This window comes from Thauera phenylacetica B4P (genome assembly GCF_000310225.1).
Lineage (GTDB): Bacteria > Pseudomonadota > Gammaproteobacteria > Burkholderiales > Rhodocyclaceae > Thauera > Thauera phenylacetica.
The window spans coordinates 1-4,669 of sequence record NZ_AMXF01000284.1; the positions used below are offsets into that span (position 1 = coordinate 1).

The following is a 4,669-nucleotide window of genomic DNA, read 5'->3' on the forward strand; positions in this document are numbered from 1 at the left end:
GTGCGTGCGGGACGGCTCGCGGTGCGCGGCCGGCGCCGCAGGAGTCAGCGCGCGCGCGCGGCGGCGAGCACCTCCTCGGCGTGGCCGGGCACCTTCACCCCGCGCCATTCGCGCGCGATCGCGCCCGTGGCGTCGATCAGGAAGGTGCTGCGCTCGATGCCGCGCACCTGCTTGCCGTACATGTTCTTGAGCTTCATGACGCCGAAGGCCTCGCAGGCCTTCTCCTCGGGGTCGGAGACGAGCTCGAAGGGCAGCTCCAGCTTGGCCTTGAAGTTCTCGTGGCTCTTGAGGCTGTCGCGGCTGATGCCGAGGACGGTGCAGTCGGCGGCGGCGAACTCGGCGTGCAGTGCGCCGAAGTCGCGCGTCTCGTTGGTGCAGCCGGGCGTGTTGTCCTTGGGATAGAAGTAGATCACCACGTTGCGGCCGCGCAGCGCGGACAGGGTGACGGTCTGGCCGCCGGTGGCGGGCAGGGAAAAGTCGGGGGCGAGGGGGGCGCTCAATCGGGTCTCCTGTTCGTCGGGGCGGCGGCGCTTCGCGCTCGGGGCGAGCGCACCGGCGCACGTGCGTCGTGCGCTTCAGGGTAGCCGAAAGCGCCCGCCCGGGTGAAGAGCGTATTGCGGCGGCGTTACCGCCGCGTTGCGGCGCTCAGCGCTCGTGGAGCAGCCCGAGCACGACCGCGCGGCCCTCGGCCACCAGGATGTTGTAGGTGCGGCAGGCGGCGGCGAAGTCCATGAACTCGAAGCCGATGCGCGCCTCGATCAGCCCGCGCAGCAGCTGCGGGTGCGGGAAGCGCTGGCGGCGGCCGGTGCCGACGATGAGGATCTCGGCGCCGAGCTCGGCGGCGCGCGCGAGGTCCTCGGCGCTCAGGCCGGCGAGGTCGCCGCCGGCATGCGGGGCCCAGTCGCTCACGACCCGGCCGGCGCTGACGAGCACGTTGCCTTCATGGCGGGTCTTGCTGATCATCACGTGGTCGTCGCCGTAGCCGGTGATCACGTTGGTGTTGGCGTTGTTGTCCTGGTAGAGCTTCATCCGTCGGTTCCTGGTCGCGGCATGCGGTGCACACCGGCGGGGTGCCCGCGATGGCCGGGTAAATTGCCGCAGTGCGGGAGCGCGGCTAAGATATCAACCTTTTGGCGTGCGGGAAAACTCCCGTGCGCTTCTCCATCTCTCAGGAAGGACTGGCATGAAAGCGGTGAAGACCCTCGAGCTCGCGATGGCATCCCCCGAACCGGTGATCAAGGCCGAGGCGGGCGCAGCCGCCGCGCCGCGTCCGATCCGCAAGTCCGCCAAGCTCGCGGAGGTCTGCTACGACATCCGCGGCCCGGTGCTGGTGCGCGCCAAGCAGATGGAAGACGAAGGGCACAAGATCATCAAGCTCAACATCGGCAACCTCGCCGCATTCGGCTTCGACTCGCCCGAAGAGATCCAGATGGACATGATCCGCAACCTTCCCAACGCGGCGGGTTACTCGGACTCCAAGGGCATCTTCTCCGCGCGCAAGGCGGTGATGCACTACACCCAGCAGAAGGGGATCAAGGGCGTCACCATCGAGGACATCTACATCGGCAACGGGGTTTCCGAGCTCATCGTGATGGCGATGAACGCGCTGCTCGACGCCGGTGACGAGGTGCTGGTGCCGGCGCCCGACTACCCGCTGTGGACGGCGGCGGTGAGCCTTTCGGGCGGCAAGCCGGTGCATTACCTGTGCGACGAGTCCAAGGGCTGGCTGCCGGACATCGACGACATGCGCGCGAAGATCAACGCCAACACGCGCGCGATCGTCGTCATCAACCCGAACAACCCGACCGGCGCGGTGTATCCGGAAGAGACGCTGAAGCAGATCGTCGCGCTGGCTCGCGAGCACGACCTCATCCTCTATGCGGACGAGGTCTACGACAAGGTGCTCTACGAGGGCGTCAAGCACACCTCGATGGCGGCGCTGTCCGAGGACGTGCTCACCATCATCTTCAACGGCCTGTCGAAGAACTACCGCTCCTGCGGCTACCGCGCGGGCTGGATGGTGGTGTGCGGCGACAAGCGCCGGGCCAACGACTACATCGAGGGCCTCAACATGCTGGCCTCGATGCGCCTGTGCGCCAACGTGCCTGGGCAGTACGCGATCCAGACCGCGCTCGGCGGCTACCAGAGCATCGACGACCTGGTCGCAGTGGGCGGACGCATGCGCCGCCAGCGCGACCTCGCCTGGGAGCTGATCAACCAGATCCCGGGCGTGAGCTGCGTGAAGCCGGAGGCCACGCTGTACATGTTCCCGCGCCTGGACCCCAAGGTCTATCCGATCGAGGACGACCAGGCCTTCATCGCCGAACTGCTGGAAGAGGAGCGCGTGCTGCTGGTGCAGGGCTCGGGCTTCAACTGGCCGCATCCCGACCACTTCCGCCTCGTCTTCCTGCCGCACGAGGACGACCTGCGCGACGCCATCGGCCGCATCGCGCGCTTCCTCGAGAACTACCGCAAGCGCCACGGCACCTGAGCCTTCACCGCAAGGCGGCCGCGCCGCCTGCTCCCCACTCCTGACACCTCACACCTCACGGACAAAATGAAACCTATCAACGTTGGCCTCCTTGGCATCGGTACCGTCGGTGGCGGCACCTACACCGTCCTCAAGCGCAACGCCGAGGAGATCACCCGGCGCGCAGGCCGTCCGATCCGCATCGTCACCGTGGCCGACAAGAACCTCGCGCTCGCGCGCCAGGTCACCGGTGGCGAGGTCGAGCTCACCGACGACGCCTTCTCCGTGGTCACCGATCCGGGCATCGACATCGTCGTCGAGCTGATCGGCGGCTATGGCGTGGCCAAGGAGCTGGTGCTGAAGGCGATCGAGAACGGCAAGCACGTCGTCACCGCCAACAAGGCGCTGCTCGCGGTGCATGGCAACGAGATCTTCGCCGCGGCGCAGAAGAAGGGCGTGATGGTGGCCTTCGAGGCCGCGGTGGCCGGCGGCATCCCGATCATCAAGGCGCTGCGCGAGGGCCTCACCGCCAACCGCATCGAGTGGCTGGCCGGCATCATCAACGGCACGACCAACTTCATTCTCTCCGAGATGCGCGACAAGGGCCTGCCCTTCGCCGAGGTGCTCAAGGAAGCGCAGGCGCTCGGCTACGCCGAGGCCGACCCGACCTTCGACGTCGAGGGCGTCGACGCCGCGCACAAGGCGACGATCATGAGCGCGATCGCCTTCGGCATTCCGATGCAGTTCGACAAGGCCTACATCGAGGGCATCAGCAAGCTCGACTCGGTCGACATCGGCTACGCCGAACAGCTCGGCTACCGCATCAAGCTGCTCGGCATCGCGCGTCGGCGCGAGAACGGCGTCGAGCTGCGCGTGCACCCCACGCTGATCCCGGAGAAGCGCCTGATCGCCAACGTCGAGGGGGCGATGAACGCGGTGCTGGTGCAGGGCGACGCCGTCGGCGCCACGCTCTACTACGGCAAGGGCGCGGGCGCCGAGCCCACCGCCTCGGCGGTGATCGCCGACCTGGTCGACGTCACCCGCCTGCACACCTCCGACCCCGAGCACCGCGTGCCCCACCTGGCCTTCCAGCCCGACCAGGTCCGCGACGTGCCGGTGCTGCCGATCGAGGAGGTCGTCACCTCCTACTATCTGCGCATGCGCGTCGAGGACAAGCCGGGCGTGCTCGCCGACATCACCCGCATCCTCGCCGACAGCAGCATCTCGATCGAGGCGCTGATCCAGAAGGAGGCGGCCGAGGGCGAGGCGCACACCGACATCATCATGCTGACCCACCAGACCGCCGAGAAGAACGCCAACGCCGCGATCGCGCGCATCGAGGCGCTGCCGGTGGTGCAGGGCAAGGTGGTGAAGCTGCGCATGGAAACGCTCTGAGCGCAGGCTCGCGTCGTGACCGGAGACGAGGCCGCGCCCCCGGGTGCGGCCTCGTACGTTTACGCTGCCGGTGCGCGCTCGCGCGCCGGGGTGGCAAAGGGGATTGCGGACATGCAGAACAAGGTGGATGAGGTCTTCGTCGGCAAGGTGCGCCTGCTGTCGATCGAGGGCGAGCGCAGCGGCATCGTCAAGACGCCCGCCGCGGGGCCGCTCATGCTGACGCCGACCGGGCTGGAGGGCGACGAGCAGGCCGACCTGCGCCACCATGGCGGGGTGGACAAGGCGCTGCACCACTACCCGGTCGAGCACTACGCGGTGCTCGCCGCCGAGTGGCCGCAATGTGCGGCCGCGGTGGGCGCGGGCTTCCTCGGCGAGAACATCAGCACGCGCGGGCTGGACGAGCACGCGCTGTGCATCGGCGATGTGCTGCGCATCGGCGAGGCGCGCGTGCAGGTGAGCCAGACGCGCTCGCCGTGCTGGAAGATCGACCTGCGCCTGAAGATCGATGGCGCGTCGCGCTTCGTCGAGGCAGCGGGGATCACCGGCTGGTACTACCGCGTGCTGCAGCCGGGCAGGATCGCCGCGGGCGACGCGATCGAGCTGCTCGAGCGTCCCAACCCCTGGCTCACGCTCGCCGACTATTGGGACGCGGTGACCGCGCACCGGCCCGACGCCGAGCTGCTCGATCGCATCGCGGCCGCACGCGGGCTCGCCGCGGACAAGGCGACGCGCTGGCGCGAGCGCGCGGCCTGGCTGCGTGCGCAGGCCCGAGGATGACGTGGCCGCTGCGGGCGGCGGCGGCGC

5 protein-coding genes are annotated in these 4,669 nt (G+C 68.7%); 3 read left to right on the forward strand and 2 right to left on the reverse strand.

Features of this window, described 5'->3' with window-relative positions; translation table 11 throughout:
- Positions 1-44 precede the first annotated feature (44 nt).
- Both C667_RS20440 and C667_RS20445 read right to left on the reverse strand, forming a co-directional pair.
- Positions 45-500, reverse strand: coding sequence for a peroxiredoxin (locus C667_RS20440; RefSeq protein ID WP_004380659.1), 456 nt, complete (start codon positions 498-500; stop codon positions 45-47).
- Positions 501-645: 145 nt separating this feature from the next.
- Positions 646-1,029 (reverse strand): Mth938-like domain-containing protein, encoded by a 384-nt coding sequence (locus tag C667_RS20445; RefSeq protein WP_004380661.1) that lies wholly within the window; start codon positions 1,027-1,029, stop codon positions 646-648.
- Positions 1,030-1,183: 154 nt separating this feature from the next.
- Here C667_RS20445 and C667_RS20450 point away from each other — a divergent pair, with 154 nt between their 5' ends.
- From C667_RS20450 to C667_RS20460, 3 genes are all read left to right on the forward strand, one after another.
- On the forward strand, positions 1,184-2,491 hold the full coding sequence (locus tag C667_RS20450; RefSeq protein WP_004380664.1) for a pyridoxal phosphate-dependent aminotransferase: 1,308 nt from the start codon (positions 1,184-1,186) through the stop codon (positions 2,489-2,491).
- A gap of 66 nt (positions 2,492-2,557) precedes the next feature.
- Positions 2,558-3,865, forward strand: a complete 1,308-nt coding sequence (locus C667_RS20455) for a homoserine dehydrogenase (protein ID WP_004380666.1) — start codon at positions 2,558-2,560, stop codon at positions 3,863-3,865.
- A 111-nt stretch (positions 3,866-3,976) separates the two neighbouring features.
- Positions 3,977-4,642 carry an MOSC domain-containing protein gene (locus C667_RS20460; protein ID WP_004380668.1) on the forward strand — a complete coding sequence of 222 codons (666 nt, stop codon included), beginning with the start codon at positions 3,977-3,979 and terminating at the stop codon, positions 4,640-4,642.
- The last annotated feature ends 27 nt before the right edge of the window (positions 4,643-4,669 follow it).